Consider the following 17,595-nt stretch of genomic DNA (forward strand, 5'->3'; position numbering starts at 1 on the left):
GCAGCGCTTTGCGTCCTCAAGGTATGCTAGATCCCCTAAATTTTCAGGATTCGCCCAAAATAGAGGAGTTAGGCGCGATCGCATAACTCTTATGGTAAAGCCAAAACCAAGACGCTCAGACCAAACATGACTATTCGGCAACTTGAGGCAGAATACAACCATACTGGAAAACAAAAATTAAAATCAATTGGGGTGTACCACTAACTACCGTCACAATAGCCAAATTGCCGCAGGACAAGTAACATGCTTCCTTTAGCCCGTCGTGATCATCGAACTACACTTCCCTGGAGTCAGAGAGTTCTCATCGAGCCAGTCATTGCCAGCCGTAAAAATCTCTAACGTGCTTGCAAACTGTTTTTATTCGCAAAAGCTCTGGCAGCAGGAGAGCGGTGCATGAGATCTCAATCCACACGAAAGCCTAAACTTCTGGTTGTTGACGACGAACCCGACAACCTGGACTTGCTATATCGAACATTCCATCGTGAGTATAAAGTCTTGCGGGCAGATAATGGTCCTGCAGCACTAGAAATTTTGGAAGCTGAAGGAGATGTGGCTGTGATTATCTCCGACCAGCGTATGCCACTAATGAGTGGTACGGAGTTTCTCAGTATCACCGCCGCTCAATACCCTGATATTATCCGGATTATCTTGACGGGGTACACCGATGTTGAAGACCTCGTTGAAGCCATCAATGCGGGTAAAGTATTTAAATACGTCACCAAGCCCTGGAATGCCGAGGAACTGAAGTCAGTCGTGCGGCAAGCTATGGACACTCATAATGTCCTTAAGTCCCGCACCAGTGAACTCTGTCGGGCGTTGCGTCGGGAAACCCTGCTGAATACCGTAACCAATACCATTCGCAATGCTCAGTATGACAAAAGTGGTAGTTCCCCGCTTAAAGACGTTCTACAGCGGATTGTTGAGACGGTGGGTCACTTGCTAGAAGTCGATGTCTGTATTCTTCGTCCCTTCCAGCAAGAGCAGTTGGTCGATGAATGGTTTGTCTATCAACGGCAACTGAGCGACTCAGAGGGCGAAACTTCAAGGTTTAGAGACAATGGTAGGCAACCCTTATCACCGAACCATTCACCATTAGACTTAGCACAGGCGCAACCCAACTCCTGTACCATACAAACCACGGGTGAAAATACAGATGCGACCTCATCGCTACCGCCGCTTTTAACTCAGACGGTTTGGCAAACCCATGAAGTTACCGTTATTCACGATGTATTGACAGATGAACGATTTAATCAGGATAGTCCTGAAGGCGAAGCTCGGCTACAGGCGTATCAACAAGCGAATATTCGCTCTAGCTTAGTCGTCCCCCTGATTAGTCAACAGGAATTGGTGGCTGTCATGGCGTTACACCAGTGTGTAGAACCCTATAGCTGGCAAGATGACGAAATTCAACTCGTCGTGATGGTAGCAGACCAAGCTGCCATGGCAATTTCCCAGGCACGGGCGTATGAACAGCTACACACCTTAGCGACGCAGCAAACCTTAATCAACACAATTACTCGCGCTATTCGTTCTAGTCTTGATCCCCAAGAAATTTTCACAGCCATTACTCAACAATTAGGCGTTGCTCTCAACGTTGATGGTTGTGTTCTGTCTCTGTGGAGTGAAGACGATGAGTTTGTTCAATGTGTGGGCTTGTATGATGGGAAATCAACCAAAGTGGTGGGAACGTCGGTTAATCATCATGATCAATTTCCAAAGAATAATCAAGTCACTCTAACTGATTCCCCTACCTCCTCAATTGAATCGGTCTCCTCAACTCAACTTCCTCTGTCAGCTGTTCCGATTGTCGGCAATCCCGTATTACGGCAGCTTATTGATACCCAAGCCCCAGTAGTGCTTGATGATCTGACAGCCAATCCCCAAATGAATGGGTCTGACCTACCCCTGCGCCAAAATGCCCGCGCTCTTTTGGTGGTGCCTTTATTGGTTGATGGCAAAATTATTGGTAGCATTAGCCTGCGGCAAACCGATACCCCACGCCACTGGCTGCAATCCGAAATTGAGCTTGCCCAAGCCGTGGCATCCCAAGCGGCAATTGCGGTTCAGCAATCGCGACTTTATCAAAAAACGCGACAGCAAGCCGAGCGGTTAATGGAATTAGACCGCCAGAAAACGGAATTTTTCCAAAATGTTTCCCATGAATTCCGCACGCCCCTGACCCTGATGATTGGGCCACTAGAATCGGCAATTAATCAACATCAGGGATTACCTTATGAACAAAGTGCGATCGCGCTGCGGAATTCGCGCCGCTTGTTGCGATTAGTCAATCAGCTATTGGATTTACAGCGACTCGATGCGGGACGGATGCAACCGAGTTTCCGTCCCTGTAATTTAATTGAATTTATTCATCAAATTGTTGAAACTTTTAAACCCTACTGCGAGAAAAAAAATATCAATCTCTTGAGCCAGGTCATCCCTTGTCCTGAGATTTATTTAGATATAGAAAAATTTGACAAGGTATTGTATAATCTCCTGTCAAATGCGATGAAATTTACCAATGCTGGGGGGAGTATTACCATTACCGTTAAATCGACGGACAATAAAGTTTGTCTAAAAATTTCCGATACGGGTATTGGTATTAGTAAAGAACAACTTCCTCATTTATTTGAACGGTTCCGACAAGCAGAAGGCTCAGTCAACCGCAGTTATGAAGGCAGTGGTTTAGGATTAGCGTTGGTGAAAGAATTAGTAGAACTCCATGGGGGAGAAATTGACGTATCCTCGGAACAGGGAAAAGGAACAACATTCACTATTCATTTACAACAAGGAAAAGCTCACCTCCCCGTCGAGCAGATTGTGGATGTTGCCACGGAAATCCAGTCCAGTCGAGCATTGGTGGAACTGGCGGACTTGGAGTTAAATTCCTTCGGGGAACCCGAAGATCAACCCGAAGCCGAACCTCAAGAGCCGGGAAATGCTTATTTGACTGTTGATCCACATACACCTTTGGCGGCGAAAGTAGCGCGAATTTTGGTCGTTGATGATAATTCCGATTTACGGGCTTATGTAAGCAGTATCTTAAGGCAATCGGGGTATCAGGTGTGGACAGCACGGAATGGGGAAGAGGGATGGCAAATGACGCAGAAGTGTCATCCTCAGCTTATCGTGACTGATTTGATGATGCCTGTGATGTCAGGACTGGATATGATTCATACCATTCGGGGTTCCCAGGACTTTAAGGGAATACCGATTATATTGCTCACGGCAAAAGCGGATGAAGCCAGCCGGATTGAGGGAACAGAAAAGGGGGCAGATGCCTATCTTTCCAAACCGTTTAATGACCGGGAATTGTTGGCAGAAGTCCGGAATTTGTTAGCGCTTAAAGAACAAGAACAGCGCGTGGTTGAGTTAAATCGATATCTAACTGAGTCGGTACTGAAGCGGTTTTTACCCCCAGCTATGGTTCAGAAAGCAGCACGGGGAGAATTAGCACTGGATTTACATCCAGAACCCCGCTTAGTTACGTCCTTATTCAGTGATATTGTTGGGTTTACCGAGTTGTCGAATACCTTGCGATCGCGCCGAATTGCTGAGTTGCTGAATGAGTATTTAGCCGCCATGACTCGTGCGGTGTTTGATAATGGGGGTACGGTGGATAAGTTTATGGGGGATGGCATTTTAGCGATTTTCGGCGCTCCTGAAGAATTAAGTCCTCACGAACAAGCGCGACGGGCAATCGCCTCGGCACGACAAATGTTGCGATCGCTCGATGAGCTGAATCAACAGTGGCAAGCGAGGGGACTCGTGGGTAATGGAGGACCCCCGCCTGTACGATTCCGCTGTGGGATTCATCAAGGAACTGCTGTAGTGGGGATGTTTGGTGGAGATGAACGAACCGACTATACCGCGATCGGTCCTTCAGTGAATATCGCCGCCCGATTGCAAGAAGCCGCTGAACCGAATTCAATCCTGGTTTCGGCATCCGTTGCGGATTGGTTAGATGATGACGCGATCGCCAAGTATCGTTCTCTTAAACTTAAAGGTGTTGATGAGACAGTCTTAACTTTTGCCGTTAACCCTGTGCCAGTGAATTCCAATTCACCCGATCAGGGGAGTCGCTAGTGCGGGGAAGGTGGAGAGCTGGGGGAGCAATGTAGAGACGTGCCATGGCACGTCTGGGAGCTGGGGGAGCAGGGGAAGTATGAGCGCCATCAGTTTGGTTCCCAAACCCCTATCGGTAGGAATCCCTGTGCGTTTACACCGGGGAGGATGTCAAATCCTAGATTAGGAATCTTTGAAGCGCTCACTACGTCTATTGTGGAATGTAGAAATTTTCAGCAACCACACTAACTATGAAACGTTTACGATGGCTCAACGTTGGAGTTCTAACGACGGCATTTCTACTCACCGTCGGAGGTTCAAATTCCCTCAAGGCAGGCACATTTGATAGTCAAGAAGTCAATTCTGATAACTTTATTGCCGTTGCTGCTCCTTTCGGGGATAACAAGTATCAATTACTAATTATCGAACAGCGCTCAACCCAACGCGCTTGCTGGCAGGAGGTGGGAAGTAATCCCGCGATCGTTGATCCGTTACTGCTCAATTTTGACTTTACAGGCATTTGCGGACGTAGCACTGATAGTAATGGTTATTCGATTCGCATGGAGGGTCAAGATTTAGGATTAGACTATTTGCTCAGACTTGTCGAGCGTGATGGCGAGTTAGTCCTCATGGGTACAAATCGGATGAATCGTCAAGCTCCCAAGGTGGAAATTGGCAGAACCCAAGGGTTGAGTAATGGCAATTTTCTCAAAATTGAACTTGATCCCGGTTGGCGGTTCACTCGACGTGCTTATCAAGGTCGAACTTTAGGTCATATCTATCTAACAAGCGATACAGGGATGCCAGCAACACCAGCGGTGAGTCCTCCAAACCCGGTAACGCCAGCAGTACAGGAACCTGCACCCGCAGAAACCGAGCGGGAGTTTATTTTCACAAAGCCAAGCGAGGAAAATACTCCACCATCAGTTACTGTACCCACCCTAGACAATCCAGCTACCAATCCTCAAACCCTACCCCCTCCTGCTTCCAATCAGACTGTGCCAATTTTGGAAGATTGAAGATGTAGAGACGTAGCATGCTACGTCTCTACTAACGCCTTAATCTCGAATCCTCTGTAACTGCGTTCTCTGTCGCCTACGCCGCTGAGGTGGTGATTGGCGACGGTTTTGTAAAGAAACGACTTGAGCCTCACTACTTTCTCTGGCTACCCGAATCAACAATCCAGCCGAACACAAATTGGCAATCATCGAACTTCCCCCATAACTAAAAAATGGGAAGGGTAAACCCGTAGTCGGGAGAACCCCTGTGGCGACACCAATATTTAACAGCGACTGACCGACAATTACAATCATCGCTCCGATCGCAACTAACCGATGCACAGGATGACGGGTTTTTAATGCCACAATGGTTGCCAAGGTAGCATAAGCTACGATCAGCAGCAGCAATAATGTACTGCCGACAAAGCCAAATTCTTCCGCGAATACGGCAAAAATAAAGTCGGTATATTGAATGGGTAAGTAAAACAACTTTTGTTGGGATAGACCAAACCCAGAACCCCATGTACCCCCTGATCCTACCGCCAGCAGGCTTTGAATCAATTGATAGCCGTCATTCATCGGATCAGCCCAGGGATTGAGAAAGGACATCACCCGACGCCGCTGATACTCCTTGATGCTGATACTAATCGTTGCCAGTAACACGCCTCCCAAGGCGGTTCCTCCTAAGTAGGAAAAGGGCAACCCAGCCGCCAGTGCAATGAGCCATAGCGTCATCCCACATAGCGCCGTTGTACTCAGATTTGGTTGGAGCAAAATTCCCAACAGCACTAGGGCAAACATCCCTAGCCAGAACAGGCGTACTCGCACGGAAATCTGTTGCCATTGCCCAAAGATGCAAGCACTCTGAAGGATCAGAAACGGTTTAATTAATTCCGAGGGTTGTAGGGGAACAGAACCCAGGGATAGCCAGCGGGTTGCGCCATTCACTGTTGTTCCCACACCGGGAATCAGGATGATCAAGATCAACCCCAATAACACCAGCATTATCCAATGGGCAATTCTGAGGATATACCGTAAAGGCGATCGCACAAAAAAATTAAAGGCGATCATGCCTAGGGTAATCCAGATGAGCTGTCGCTTAAAGTAATATAAACCGTCACCAAACTCAGCATCGGCACTGGGATAGGATGCCGAGAACAGCACCGCCAAACCCACCAATAGCCACAGAAAGGTTAACCAGCGCAATAGACGGGCATCGATTCCCCAGTCCTTAGCCGAAGGATGAATCCATGAAATCAGGTTACGTAGAGTCACTAAAATTTCATTTATTACTCTCAATTAGGGTAGCGCAACCGGAGTATATCATCCAGTAATTACATCAGTAGGCTTAAAAGACATAAGAAACACCACTTCCAAAAGCAATGATATTTCAAGGGTTTCAGCCCCCTCAAAAGAGCTAACGCCCAAAATTTGGATGCTCCCATACCTTTCGCACACCAGAATATTTTGGGTTTCACCCTGATACCTTAGAGTTTCAAGGATTCTGGTTAGTTTGGGGTGAATATCAGCCACTAGAGTTTATTTGAGACTTGTATGCTAAGATCGCCAACACGACATCTTTTATTTAAAAAAAATTATGCGACTGGAGGATTACTTTAATTTTTTAGCTCCTGATGACATTCGGCTCAAAGGTACAAGAATCGGGATCGAAACAATTTTATTTGACCACCTTTTTCGGGCAAAAACCCCAGAAGAAATCGCTAACACTTATACTTCGCTAACCTTAGAGCAAGTGTATGCAACAATTTTGTACTATTTGCATAATAAGGAAGCTGTTGAAGCTTACATGACCGATTGGTTAGAGTGGGGCGATCGGATGCGTGCAGAACAACAGCGGAATCCTCGTCCAGTTGTAGAAAGACTGCGAAAATTGAAAGCGGAAAAACAGGCAAATCAAATGGATCATGCTCAAGTATCTTGTTGATGAAAATGTCGATCCAACTTATACCAAGCAACTCCGCCGCCTTAATCCAGATTTATTTACGATCGCAGTGGGCGATATTACGGCTCCACCCAAAGGAACATTAGACCCAGAAATTTTGTTTTGGTGTGAACAGAATCGCTGTATTCTCGTTACTAACAACCGCAAATCTATGCCAGTTCATCTGGCAGATCACATTGCGCTAGGACACCATGCACCGGGAATTTTTATCCTTAATCCAAAATTAAGTATTGGTGAAAATCTTGAGCAGTTAATTTTGATCGCTGAAGGATCTTTTGATGATGAGTATCAAGATCGCATAGAGTTTATCCCACTGTTCTGAACGGGAATCTCCTAACGTATCCTCGTCGTGCTATACCTTCTGACAATCTTCAATCAAAAAGGGGTCATCGCGACCCCCCACCTTTGCCGTAGAAGCTATTTTTTAAAGCAATCCAGTATTTGTACCTTGTTTGCCAGTGGCTAGCTTCACCTTGATAATTTTGCCGCCCATTTTCATGATCCGCTGTTGTTCGCGGAACCAGTTGTCGTAGGGAACTAACTTAGTGAAATAGGTGTTTTGCAACTCCCGTTGAGTTCTGGTTCTAGTTTGGCTAGGGACGCAAGCCGTCACCTGAAACATTCGCATGATTGAAGTTCTCCTAATTAAAATTCAGAAACTTTATATTGCAATCAGGTTTGGGACTCAACTGTCAATACTAGATTGTCAAAACTCATCTGCTTAACTAAAAAGTCAGACTTGCCTTTAACAAGCTAGCACTCACAATTGATTTCCCAAACCTTGAAAAAATTACCGACTACAGGTTCACAAGGGAACGTTCCAGAATTCTCTAGCTCAAACCCGAGCAAATGTAGTCGAAGTAAACACCCATTTCCTTACCAGCATCAGCACCCACCAGACTGGCGGTAACTTCTTTCATGGCTTGGATGGCTTGTACGGTTGCACTAATGGGAACACCTAGAGAGTTATAGGTTTCCTTGAGTCCATTGAGTACACGCTCATCTAGGATGGAGGTGTCACCCGCCAACATGGCATAGGTGGAGTAGCGCAGATAGTAGTCCAAGTCGCGGATACAAGCAGCGTAGCGGCGAGTGGTGTACATGTTGCCACCCGGACGAGTGATATCCGAGTAGAGCAAAGACTTGGCAACAGCTTCTTTAACGATAGTTGCTGCGTTAGCACTGATTGTGGTTGCCGCACGCACCCGCAATTCACCCGTGGCGAAATAGCCCTTGAGCTTGTCCATCGCAGAGGCGTCCAGGTATTTTCCTTGAACGTCGGAAGAGTTAATAACAGAGGTAATTGCGTCTTGCATCGATTCTATTTTCCTTATTTCACCTAGTCTCTCGAATCCTTAAGACAGACGTGCAACGTCCAGGTGTGGAAGCGTCATGCTACGTCTTTCCCAGTCGGATAGGGTCTACTGCATTGCTCCGATTACATAGTCGAAGTAGGAGCCAGCTTCAGCCGCATCTTCCCCAGTCATCATACCGGTAGCAGCGTTTTTCATGGCACGAACGCCTTCGACAACAGCGTCAACGGGAGTCCCTAAAGACTTGTACATTTCGCGCACGCCGACTAAGCCAATTTCTTCAATTGGGGTAACATCGCCAGCGACAACACCATAGGTGATTAGGCGCAGATAGTAGTCCAAGTCACGCAGACAAGTTGCTGTCATTTCTTCACCGTAGGCATTACCACCGGGAGAAACAACATCAGGACGCTTCTGGAATAACTGGTCTCCAGCTTGCTTAACGATGCGCTCACGAGAGTCTGTCAACGTTTGAGCAACCCGTAGGCGACGATCACCAGAGGTCACAAACGACTTGATCCGGTCTAATTCACCAGGGCTTAGGTAACGAGCCTCGGCATCGGCATTCACGATTGATTTCGTGACTATACTCATTTACAGGATTCCTCCTCCAAGAATGTAACCAGGTGTGTGTACTTAAACTGGCTTATTGTAACTGTTGAAACGCTGAAACGCTTCCCAATGGGCTAGGCTCTCCAGCTTAATGGCTGACTCTGCCTGATCTTGAAACGACTTAATCGACTCAAGATTGGTGAGAGTAGCTAGCGATACATTAGGTCAGTGAGACAGCTCTCTTCCGCAAATATTTTGCGATAGATTGTTCACATTTTTCCTATGTTCGCAACATTTTGTAACATTTGTCCTCAGATTTAGGGGTGGGGGAACGCTGATTATAGAGACGTAGCATGCTACGTCTCTACACCCTATCTTCCTCAAAGACGTGCCGTAACACGCCTAGAACATTACCCTAATCCCTAATCAGAGATAGCTTTGATACTGCCCAAGTAATTGCCTGCTGGCAACGAGGGAACACGAGGATAGGGAACCACATAGTCCCCGAAGAAACGAGCATACTCTGAACTATCCACGATCGCAACCACAACCGCATTCAGTCCTTGTTCAGCCATGAGTTTGGTATAGTCCTGAATCTCCGTTTGAGTCGCAGGAGTGCGTCCCAACAGATGACGGAACAAAAACTCGATGACTTTGGCACTGGGATAGGGTGAGTAGAAGCGCTGGCGATAGCTTTCACTACATGCCAACCCCTTAACAAAGTCGCGCACCGAGATATCACCCTGGCTCAGTTGACGCTCTAAGTCAGGCTGTCGATAGGATGGGGGAATTTCACCCGTCCAGATATCCATCACCTGAGCATAAATTGCCTCAATAACCTGAGCCGTTTCGTCCGGATTTCCGGGGTTTAGGCGGAAAATCCGTGCTGGTTTACGATTGGCAATTCCGATGGCGGGTTGAACCGCTGGATTATTGTCCTTGGGTACAGAACGACTGAGTTCGACAAAATCAGGCTTAGGTGTCGCCGCCATATCCGCGATCGCTTTCCCCGTCAAAGGCAGTTTTGCCCCATCCACTCGTGAACTGACTGGCTCAAAGCTAGGAACCACCAGTTGATCATTCTGCTTGGTTAGCTTGTTATAGAGTTTCTCCGTATTGGGGAAGTTCGCCGCCGGTAAAGTGGGGAAGCGACGATAGGGAACCGTATCTTCACCAAAGACTTGAACATACTCCATGCTGTTAACCATGGCGCTGATAAAGCCTCGGATACCCTGGGATGCCAGAATCTGGTTGTACTTCTGGATTTCCTTTTGATTTTCCGGTGCTCGACCCAAGAAATGCTTGGTTCCCAACTCAATCACCTTGGTGTTGGGATAAGGCGTGTAGAACTCTTTGATGTAGAGTTCAGAGCATCCTAACCCTTCAATAAACTCCTTGAGGTTAATCTCACCGTTCCCCAGCTTGCTTTCCAGGCTCGAGAACTGACCTTTGACCACATACGGTTCAACATCGCGCTCAAAGATCTGGCGATACGCGGCACGAATCAGAACCTTCACCGCTGGCTTATTATTGAGATCCGTCAGCTTAAAGATCTTGGTCTGCTGGCGCTTAGTGTTAACGCCCTGATTAATTCGGAATTGAACATCCGGCTCAGTCCGCGTTTCTGGCACTTTTGCCATTTCCACATAGGCAGGAGTCGCTGGTACTTCTGGCTTAGTCCCCACATCCTCACGAATCGCACCCGGTCGAGCCGATCGCAATTGTAGACCCCCCGGTGTCAGATAGCGCTCGTAGGGAACCGTATCTTCCCCAAAGGCTTCCTCGTATTCTTTGCTGTCAATCAGCAGATCAACCAGGGCGTAGAAGCCTTTTTTGGCACAAATATCAAAGTATTTGTTCGTTTCCCCGCGCCCGTAAGTGGGACGTCCCAATAGACGACGGTGGATATATTCCACAGCCTTCATCACATACAGGGATGTCCAGTACATCTTGCGGAAGACATCGGACTTCGCCAAGATGCGGATAAACTCCCGGATGGTAATTTCGCCATTTTCCAGCTTAATCTCCGCCACTTTCTGGCGTTGACCATCATAAACCTCCCGTCCAAAGACTTGGCGATAGCAGGCACTAATCACCTTTTGGGTCGAGCTTTCGGCAAATGTGACACTAGCCGCCTTAGTGCTAGGAATCTGGTCTAAGCGGAAGACTTTCGCCCCCAGAGAACCCGGAAACTCTCCCCTTGCCTGAGGATTGCTGTTTTGGTTATTCGTCGCCGGTCCGCGATGGATCAGGATGCGCTTAGTATCCTTGCCAAAACCAGCTGGTTGGGTATTGGGATTGCGCGTTTCTTTGGGGAAAATTGCCCCAAACTGAATCTCTAAGGGGTCATTACCAGCACCGTAGGGGTGTTGATCCGGTAACGGCTGCTCGTACTTAGCAAAGGTGGTGATAAATTGCGGTACCTTGCGGAAAGGGGCGCTGTATTTGAGCAAGTCTTGCTGCATGCCCCAGTTGCGGCATTCCTGAGCCTCCTGTCCCAATCCCCGTAGGTAGGGAACAGTTTCTTCGCCAAAGTAATCGGAGTATTCCTGAGAATCCACCAAGGCGTCCACCAGCGCCGCTAAACCGCCATCAGACACAATCGAGAAGTAGGTTTGAACTTCTTCGCGAGAGGACGGACCCCGACCCAGGAAATGACGGAATGCCAGTTCTAAAGCACGACTGTTTATAAAGGGTTCGTAAAATTGCTTACGGTATAGGGGCGATTTACCCAGGCGACGCACAAACTCCTTCATGGAGATGTCGGCGTTTTTCACCTGAGATTCTAGGTAGGAGATGGATTGGCTGTAAGCGCGGCTAATATCACGCTCAAAGATTTGCCGATACGCCGCCTTGACCACTTGGTTCTTTTCTAATGCCGATAGTCCCGGCTTCATCACGAACTTCGGACGCCGTTCTGCGGCATTGAAGTAGCTTTGAGGCAGTTGTAACCCTTGCTGATCCGGCGAAGGACGTTGGCGGACTTTATCGGCTGGATTCGGGGCTTTGAATTCGTTGATCAGAATCTCAAAGTACTCACCCACCAGTTGGGCGGCTTCAGCATCGCGCTTAAAGTATCCCAAAGAGGCTGCCCGCATTTCTTGCAGTGCCAGTAGGGTGGCATCTCCAGAGCAAGCATTTTCGATAATTTCCCGTAATCCTCGGACGTTGACGGTAATAATATTCGGGTCACCGGCAACGATTGAGTAGGTGAGGTAGCGCAGCATCCAAGACAAGTCGCGCAGGGATTTCTGCATATTGCTTGGACCATAACGGGCGACATTTATCGGTCGGAATCCCGATGGCGCTGGACCGCCACTGGAGGCGCTAAAGATGTTCCGGAATCCTTCAAAGAACCCTCCGCCACTTTCTACATACGTCGCGGTTCCTAGTGTCATCGTGCGTCTGACATCACCTGTACCCGCACCACTGGTTGCCATTGCCATTTCCGGTGCAGGTTCTTCCTGGGGCTTTTCTAAATACGCCATCGGAGAACCGCCGACAAAAATCCGGTTAGCGGCACGAGATACGATCAAATCTGAGTTTTGAGTAATCAGATTGGCAATATCTATGCGTCTTGTACCGGATTGGAAGTATTCGGACAGCTCAAGCAGCTCTCCTTTACCCAAAAACCGATCTTGCTGTTCAGCCTGGATAATGTTGCTAATCGGTACAGTTTGATACAGTTGCGGACGTGCAACTGAGCTTCCACCACTTGCCTTAACACTCATTGATTTTCAAACGCTCCCATCGACAATTGCTACTGACTGTGTTAAGCCTGACCAGGGGATTCATCTAGGTCACTGTCGTTTACATTCTTAGGCTCAGTACATTAAGATTTTTTCCCAGACCTACTTGTTCAGGGAATGGGATATCCTGCGTTACCTTGCCCTAAATCAACCAGTGACCTCGCTCAACCTGGTCAGAATCTAGATTAAAACGTTTCTGATCTGCTTAACGGCTTTATTAAGAAGTGTATAGAATACATGCCAAAATTTTACAGTGTCATAACAGAGTCATCATAGTGGATTAATCTCACTCACTGAGAAAAAGCATAAGTTTTGTTACATTAGTTCGGGTTCCGAGGGGTGAAGGAGCTGGGGAAGCTGGGGGAGCTGGGGGAGATGGGGGAGATGGGGGAGATGGGGGAGATGGGGAAGCTGAGGGAGATGGGGGAGATGAGGGAGATTGGGGAAGATGGGGGAGATGAGGGAGATGAGGGAGATGGGGAAGCTGGGGAAGCTGAGGGAGATGAGGGAGATGAGGGAGATGGGGGAGCAAAGGACGAATGACAAAGGACAAATGACGAATGACAAAGGACAAATGACGAATGACAAATGACAATACCAGCATTGCTGTAGCCCAATTGTATGACGCTTACCCCTTTCCCCCAGAACCCCTGTTGGATGAACCGCCGCCTGGGTATAACTGGCGCTGGAATTGGTTAGCCGCCTATAATTTCTGCACGGGTCAAAAACCGCCGAGGCAGGATATTCGGATTTTAGATGCGGGCTGCGGTACAGGGGTAGGCACCGAATATTTGGTTCACCTGAATCCCCAAGCTTCGGTTGTGGGTATCGATTTGAGTGCTGGGGCGTTGCAGGTGGCGCAGGAACGCTGTCATCGTTCTGGGGCGAATCGGGTTGAGTTTCATCACTTGAGTCTTTATGATGCCCAGGAATTGGAGGGAGAGTTTGATTTAATTAACTGTGTAGGCGTATTGCATCATTTGCCTGATCCGATTCGCGGTATTCAGGCATTAGCACCCAAGTTAGCACCAGGGGGCTTGATGCATATTTTTGTCTATGCTGAATTGGGGCGCTGGGAAGTGCGGCTGATGCAACAGGCGATCGCACTTTTGCAAGGGGAACAGCGTGGGGATTACCAAGATGGTGTGCAAGTCGGACGTCAGGTGTTTGAATCACTACCAGAAAATAATCGAATTGTCAAGCGAGAAAAAGAACGTTGGTCATTGGAAAATCAACGGGATGCGAATTTCGCGGATATGTATGTGCATCCCCAAGAGATTGACTACACGATTGACAGTTTATTTGAGTTAATTGATGCGTCGGGGTTGGAATTTATCGGCTTTTCTAATCCTGGATATTGGCAATTGGATCGACTATTGGGAAAAAATCCAGGATTAATGGAACGGGCGAGTGGGTTGAGCGATCGCGAACGGTATCGTTTAATTGAGTTGTTAGATCCAGATCTGTCCCATTACGAGTTTTTCTTGGGGCGTCCACCTTTACCGAAGGTTGATTGGTCACAGGATCAGGAGTTATTAGCGGCGATTCCCGAACGCAATCCCTGTATGGAAGGGTGGCCCAGTCAATGTTTATTTAACTATGATTATCAGATTATTAATTTATCAGATGCCGAGTTTGCTTTTCTGCAAGCTTGTGACGAAAATAGCAGTCAACAGCGCACTGTGGCAGAGATTTTAAGGGATGTAGAGTTAGGATTAGATGGAGTGCGATCGCTCCAACAGCAACAGCTTATTATCTTAAGTCGGTGATTGTCATTTGTCATTCGTCATTCGTCATTCGTTATTTGTCATTTATTGCTCCCCTCTCCCCTGGTGGGAGAGGGGCTGGGGGTGAGGGGGTTGTGCGACTAAACCCGCCCCTCAACCCAACCGTACACACACATTAGGTTCCGATTTCTGTAAGCGAAGGGTCAAGTCAGGGCGGGTTTAGTTAAGTGAATGGTTTAATCCGATGCGTTATTGGTGAAACCCGCCCCTACACACTTATGTAAATTGTAAATGCGCGTTATTATTCAGCGAGTTAAATCCTCTCAAGTCACAATTAATGGTGAAGTCGTTGGTAAAATTGGTCAAGGGCTAAATTTGCTAGTGGGAATTGCCGATAGTGATACGGAAACTGAACTGGATTGGATGGCGCGAAAATGCTTGGATTTGCGGTTATTTCCGGGAACCGATAGCAATAGCGATCGCTGGGAACAGTCTGTTCAGGAAATTGGCGGCGAATTGTTGGTGGTGAGTCAGTTTACCTTGTATGGGGATTGTCGCAAAGGGCGTCGCCCCTCGTTTTCGCGATCGGCAAATCCCGAACAGGCGGAACAATTGTATCAGCAGTTTGTGGAAAAGTTGCGTCACAGTGGGTTACGAGTGGAAACGGGGGTATTTGGGGCGATGATGCATGTCTCGATTGAAAATGATGGACCCGTGACATTGCTGCTGGAACGGTAGAATTAATAAAATCGTTGTAGTGCGAGCATCTTGCTCGCTACTACTACCCAATTTACTTGCTACTAATACCAAATTTAAAAGTATCACAGTTTAGCGCCGTTCAGAGGATTTCTTTGAACGTAATAGTTCACCGAGTTTAATCACGATCGCGGTGAATATTGCCACCCATACTCCGGCAAAGATACTAACATTGAGGCTAACGACAAAATTAGCTTGAGGTTTGCTGAGTTGCCAGTGGGTAATATAAGCGTTGACTGGCGGTAGTTCTGTAATCATTTCTAAATCAGGAACAGAGGCTAAAATCGACGCGGTACCTAAGCCGACACCGACAATGGCAATATTATTTTGGAAGTTGCGATCGCGCTGCGCTTGTTCTATCTCAACAATTCCTCGCACGGTATCAGTTAGCCCTTGTAATGTGCCTAAACTGGGGGTTAAGCTGGCGATGTCTTGTTCCAGTTGCGGTTGATAGTGTTTCTCAACGGTTTGACTAAAGGCGTTGAGAAAGGTTAGGTCAGTTGTGCCAAGTTTTGTTGCTTGGGTTTCGATCAAGTTCAAATAACTTTGATAGTTATAGAGATTGGTGATAATCGTTTGCTGTTGATTGGCTAATAGGTTAAGTTTTTGACTGTAGCGGAACAGGATATGGCGGTTATTATTTAAGTCGCGTTTCAGTTTATCTAAGTCGTAGCAACCTGGAGTGGGAAAGCTAGGGATAATTTGATTAAACTCGTCCTGAAGTTCTTGTTTCAGTTGGCGGCTGTAGGTGTAAGCGTACCAAATTTTATGGCGATAGCAGAGTAAATGTAGCCAATATCGATAAAATTTTCCTGCTGCTTCCATTTGGTTGTCATTGGTATAGAAAATAATCAGAGTATGACTATTGGCTTTGGGTTTATCCGAGAGTTGAGGCGAACGCCAGACTTCAAATACTGTTGCGCCCATAAATTGTCCCATTCGTTGATGATCCCACTCTTGACCCACTAAAGTTTTGTACAGGGTTTGAGCGAGGTTTTCGAGTTCATCGTCCTGGCTAGAAGATACCCAACCGGAAATCATCCAGGTTTGTCCTAGCGTTAAGTCTGTGGTGGGAAACTCTGGGGTTAGGGTTTTGAGTTGGCTGAGATAATTGACAGAATTTTGCGTATTTTTGGGGTTAGCGGAACGGTCAAATACAAAGGCTTGAGTATCACCTAAGTGAAAAGATTGATAGTTTCCATCGACGAAAAAATCGTCCAGTTTACCACTAAATTTTAGTTGATCGTCTATATCGTCTAATGGAGTTAAATAATAAACATTACTCAGAGAGGCTGTAACATGATCGTGTAGTTGACGCCAAAACTGCTGATCTGGTTTTAGGGTATTGCTGGAATCAAATCCTAACCCCTTGATCAGAGTATAGGTAAATAAGTCAAGGGTTAGATAGCTGTAATTAATCATTATTTTTATGCCCAAACAACCGAGGAAAGAGGGATTTTAATTTAGATAATAGGGTTTGTGCCTCTTTCTCCGGTTCGGGAGATTGTAGACTCACCGCCATTAGGTTTTCTAGGATTTCGGGTTCAGGTTCGTCTGAGGGATTGGGTTCATCGAAAGACATCCATATATTTAGTTCGGTGGATTCATATTGATTTTGAATCTCCAGACGGGTTTGTTCGTAAATCGGTTTAATAGTTTCATGTTCGGCTAACTCCAACAGGCGATTGACGGCGGCTGTGGGGTTTTCTGTAAATAGGTGTCCGACTTCGTTAATTTGGTGTTTTAAGTCGGGTGGGAGAGGTTTAGTTTGTTGAGTTAAGGCTTCCAGGAAGGCGTAAATCGTAACGACTTCTAAGCTGTTGATAGACGATTTCATCACAAAGCGTATTATAGGGTGAGATTTGGGTTTCGTTTTCTGCGGCGTTTTTCTGGGCGCAAGCCTTGCGCCCCTACGATAATTATATAAGAATGGCTTGTCAATTCATTGTAGTGCTAGCATATTTATCGCTACCCATTCCCAGTTTAAATGGGTGACAGCTTGTTACTTAAAACTCAGATATTGATCCCTTCTCAATAAGGCAAATTGTAGTAGTATGGCACACCGAATTTATGGTAGGGACACGATATTATCGTGCCCTTACAGCTTAAGCCAGAAACCCCTCACCCCCAGCCCCTCTCACACTCTGGGGAGAGGGGAGCAAGAAAGGTGTTATATTGCAGGCGTAGCTACCTACCTTTTTTATCATTAATTGTTCTAATTCCCCTTCTCCAAGGAAACAAAAGCGAAGCATCCTCTGTCATCCCCCATGGAACAAAAAGCGAAGCATCTGCTGGCTTCCCCCTTTTTTAAGGGGGACGGGAGGGGGATCTACAAGCTGACAGGTGTAGGTTTTTTACTTTAGGGTGGGGATAAGACAAGGGAGACAAGGAAGGAAAGTAGACAAGGAAGAGAAGAATTGTATAGCTCAAGAAGTATTCGGAGTAAAAACTGTTCGTGGAAATAAACCATTTAAG

The 17,595-nt window shown here is 46.9% G+C and carries 14 protein-coding genes and 1 pseudogene; 8 read left to right on the forward strand and 7 right to left on the reverse strand.

Translation table 11 applies throughout. The features are described from left to right. Positions 1 to 393 precede the first annotated feature (393 nt). Entirely contained in the window at positions 394 to 4,083 is a 3,690-nt protein-coding gene (locus RIG66_RS15130) for a response regulator (RefSeq protein ID WP_446379355.1), read from the forward strand. A 230-nt stretch (positions 4,084 to 4,313) separates the two neighbouring features. Continuing rightward, positions 4,314 to 5,081: a DUF3747 domain-containing protein gene (locus RIG66_RS15135; RefSeq protein WP_446379357.1), complete on the forward strand. Its 768-nt coding sequence runs from the start codon at positions 4,314 to 4,316 to the stop codon at positions 5,079 to 5,081. Positions 5,082 to 5,120: 39 nt separating this feature from the next. Here the strand turns inward: RIG66_RS15135 and RIG66_RS15140 are convergent, their stop codons facing one another. Further along, positions 5,121 to 6,335, reverse strand: a complete 1,215-nt coding sequence (locus RIG66_RS15140; RefSeq protein ID WP_446379359.1) for an FtsW/RodA/SpoVE family cell cycle protein — start codon at positions 6,333 to 6,335, stop codon at positions 5,121 to 5,123. 167 nt (positions 6,336 to 6,502) lie between these two features. Between RIG66_RS15140 and RIG66_RS15145 the strand changes: the two are divergent. From RIG66_RS15145 to RIG66_RS15155, 3 genes and pseudogenes are all read left to right on the forward strand, one after another. Then, positions 6,503 to 6,595, forward strand: a pseudogene (locus RIG66_RS15145) (Uma2 family endonuclease); the annotation flags it as partial. Positions 6,596 to 6,657: 62 nt separating this feature from the next. Continuing rightward, positions 6,658 to 7,005, forward strand: a complete 348-nt coding sequence (locus RIG66_RS15150) for a DUF433 domain-containing protein (protein ID WP_446379361.1) — start codon at positions 6,658 to 6,660, stop codon at positions 7,003 to 7,005. Next, positions 6,986 to 7,345 carry a DUF5615 family PIN-like protein gene (locus tag RIG66_RS15155; protein ID WP_446379363.1) on the forward strand — a complete coding sequence of 120 codons (360 nt, stop codon included), beginning with the start codon at positions 6,986 to 6,988 and terminating at the stop codon, positions 7,343 to 7,345. The genes RIG66_RS15150 and RIG66_RS15155 overlap by 20 nt, the downstream gene beginning before the upstream one ends. Positions 7,346 to 7,447: 102 nt before the next feature. Here RIG66_RS15155 and RIG66_RS15160 read toward each other — a convergent pair whose 3' ends face one another. From RIG66_RS15160 to RIG66_RS15175, 4 genes are all read right to left on the reverse strand, one after another. After that, the gene (locus RIG66_RS15160) at positions 7,448 to 7,651 is read right to left on the reverse strand and encodes a phycobilisome linker polypeptide (RefSeq protein WP_006101555.1); all 204 of its coding nucleotides are present in this window, start codon (positions 7,649 to 7,651) and stop codon (positions 7,448 to 7,450) included. Between the two features lie 202 nt (positions 7,652 to 7,853). Then, positions 7,854 to 8,339 carry an allophycocyanin subunit beta gene (apcB, locus tag RIG66_RS15165; RefSeq protein ID WP_446370407.1) on the reverse strand — a complete coding sequence of 162 codons (486 nt, stop codon included), beginning with the start codon at positions 8,337 to 8,339 and terminating at the stop codon, positions 7,854 to 7,856. A 105-nt stretch (positions 8,340 to 8,444) separates the two neighbouring features. Beyond that, entirely contained in the window at positions 8,445 to 8,930 is a 486-nt protein-coding gene (gene apcA / locus RIG66_RS15170; RefSeq protein ID WP_446370408.1) for an allophycocyanin subunit alpha, read from the reverse strand. Between the two features lie 380 nt (positions 8,931 to 9,310). Beyond that, positions 9,311 to 12,619 (reverse strand): phycobilisome rod-core linker polypeptide, encoded by a 3,309-nt coding sequence (locus RIG66_RS15175; RefSeq protein ID WP_446379366.1) that lies wholly within the window; start codon positions 12,617 to 12,619, stop codon positions 9,311 to 9,313. A gap of 393 nt (positions 12,620 to 13,012) precedes the next feature. Between RIG66_RS15175 and RIG66_RS15180 the strand changes: the two genes are divergently transcribed. The 3 genes from RIG66_RS15180 (at position 13,013) to dtd (ending at position 15,102) form a co-directional block, all read left to right on the forward strand. Then, a complete protein-coding gene (locus RIG66_RS15180) occupies positions 13,013 to 13,180 on the forward strand; it encodes a hypothetical protein (protein ID WP_446379367.1) in 168 nt (55 codons plus the stop codon). A 38-nt stretch (positions 13,181 to 13,218) separates the two neighbouring features. Continuing rightward, positions 13,219 to 14,406 carry a class I SAM-dependent methyltransferase gene (locus tag RIG66_RS15185; RefSeq protein ID WP_446379369.1) on the forward strand — a complete coding sequence of 396 codons (1,188 nt, stop codon included), beginning with the start codon at positions 13,219 to 13,221 and terminating at the stop codon, positions 14,404 to 14,406. Between the two features lie 249 nt (positions 14,407 to 14,655). Continuing rightward, positions 14,656 to 15,102, forward strand: a complete 447-nt coding sequence (dtd, locus tag RIG66_RS15190) for a D-aminoacyl-tRNA deacylase (protein ID WP_446379371.1) — start codon at positions 14,656 to 14,658, stop codon at positions 15,100 to 15,102. 90 nt (positions 15,103 to 15,192) lie between these two features. Here dtd and RIG66_RS15195 read toward each other — a convergent pair whose 3' ends face one another. Both RIG66_RS15195 and RIG66_RS15200 read right to left on the reverse strand, forming a co-directional pair. Continuing rightward, positions 15,193 to 16,542 carry a hypothetical protein gene (locus tag RIG66_RS15195; RefSeq protein ID WP_446379373.1) on the reverse strand — a complete coding sequence of 450 codons (1,350 nt, stop codon included), beginning with the start codon at positions 16,540 to 16,542 and terminating at the stop codon, positions 15,193 to 15,195. Next, the gene (locus tag RIG66_RS15200; RefSeq protein WP_446379375.1) at positions 16,535 to 16,957 is read right to left on the reverse strand and encodes a hypothetical protein; all 423 of its coding nucleotides are present in this window, start codon (positions 16,955 to 16,957) and stop codon (positions 16,535 to 16,537) included. Before RIG66_RS15200 ends, RIG66_RS15195 begins: the two co-directional genes overlap by 8 nt. Positions 16,958 to 17,595 lie beyond the last annotated feature (638 nt).

It is taken from the genome of Coleofasciculus sp. E2-BRE-01 (assembly GCF_040221695.1).
Lineage (GTDB): Bacteria > Cyanobacteriota > Cyanobacteriia > Cyanobacteriales > Coleofasciculaceae > Coleofasciculus.

Excerpts from the sequence above, each read along its gene's own strand:
- RIG66_RS15200 (WP_446379375.1), bottom strand. The coding sequence starts at position 16,957 with ATGAAATCGTCTATCAACAGCTTAGAAGTCGTTACGATTTACGCCTTC.
- RIG66_RS15185 (WP_446379369.1), top strand. The coding sequence starts at position 13,219 with ATGACAAATGACAATACCAGCATTGCTGTAGCCCAATTGTATGACGCT.
- RIG66_RS15150 (WP_446379361.1), top strand. The coding sequence starts at position 6,658 with ATGCGACTGGAGGATTACTTTAATTTTTTAGCTCCTGATGACATTCGG.
- RIG66_RS15130 (WP_446379355.1), top strand. The coding sequence starts at position 394 with ATGAGATCTCAATCCACACGAAAGCCTAAACTTCTGGTTGTTGACGAC.
- RIG66_RS15135 (WP_446379357.1), top strand. The coding sequence starts at position 4,314 with ATGAAACGTTTACGATGGCTCAACGTTGGAGTTCTAACGACGGCATTT.
- apcA (WP_446370408.1), bottom strand. The coding sequence starts at position 8,930 with ATGAGTATAGTCACGAAATCAATCGTGAATGCCGATGCCGAGGCTCGT.
- RIG66_RS15180 (WP_446379367.1), top strand. The coding sequence starts at position 13,013 with ATGGGGGAGATGGGGGAGATGGGGGAGATGGGGAAGCTGAGGGAGATG.
- dtd (WP_446379371.1), top strand. The coding sequence starts at position 14,656 with ATGCGCGTTATTATTCAGCGAGTTAAATCCTCTCAAGTCACAATTAAT.
- RIG66_RS15195 (WP_446379373.1), bottom strand. The coding sequence starts at position 16,542 with ATGATTAATTACAGCTATCTAACCCTTGACTTATTTACCTATACTCTG.
- RIG66_RS15155 (WP_446379363.1), top strand. The coding sequence starts at position 6,986 with ATGCTCAAGTATCTTGTTGATGAAAATGTCGATCCAACTTATACCAAG.
- apcB (WP_446370407.1), bottom strand. The coding sequence starts at position 8,339 with ATGCAAGACGCAATTACCTCTGTTATTAACTCTTCCGACGTTCAAGGA.
- RIG66_RS15160 (WP_006101555.1), bottom strand. The coding sequence starts at position 7,651 with ATGCGAATGTTTCAGGTGACGGCTTGCGTCCCTAGCCAAACTAGAACC.
- RIG66_RS15175 (WP_446379366.1), bottom strand. The coding sequence starts at position 12,619 with ATGAGTGTTAAGGCAAGTGGTGGAAGCTCAGTTGCACGTCCGCAACTG.